Source organism: Phenylobacterium sp. LjRoot225 (assembly GCF_964252855.1).
Classification (GTDB): Bacteria; Pseudomonadota; Alphaproteobacteria; order Caulobacterales; family Caulobacteraceae; genus Phenylobacterium.
In genome coordinates this window covers 1-347 of sequence record NZ_CAXUPL020000018.1, presented here as the reverse complement: position 1 = coordinate 347, position 347 = coordinate 1, and the positions used below count along the sequence as shown (strand labels likewise).

General features: G+C 59.4%; 1 tRNA gene and 1 rRNA gene. Both read right to left on the bottom strand.

The features are described 5' to 3' along the window. Positions 1 to 53: 53 nt before the first annotated feature. Positions 54 to 130 (bottom strand) — tRNA-Met (locus tag ACSQ2B_RS26745). 66 nt (positions 131 to 196) lie between these two features. Next, positions 197 to 311 (bottom strand): 5S ribosomal RNA (gene rrf / locus ACSQ2B_RS26740). Positions 312 to 347 lie beyond the last annotated feature (36 nt).

Here is a 347-nt window from a genome sequence, read left to right as displayed (position 1 = left end):
CCGAACATGACGACGGCCCCGGAGCGTGAGCTCGACGGGGCCGTAGTTGATTTTGGGTGCGGGGACAGGATTTGAACCTGTGACCTTCAGGTTATGAGCCTGACGAGCTACCGGGCTGCTCCACCCCGCGGCGATAGCGGTGACGTGTGATTGTGAAAGAAGGGTTTTGGACGTGGTTTGCGTATCGTCTTGGTAGACCTGGCGGCGACCTACTCTCCCGCGCCTTAAGACGAAGTACCATCGGCCCAGGGGGGCTTAACGACCGAGTTCGGAATGGGATCGGGTGGGGACCCCCCGGCAAAACCACCAGGTCAACGAAGACGATACGCTGTGAAGACATCTTGTCT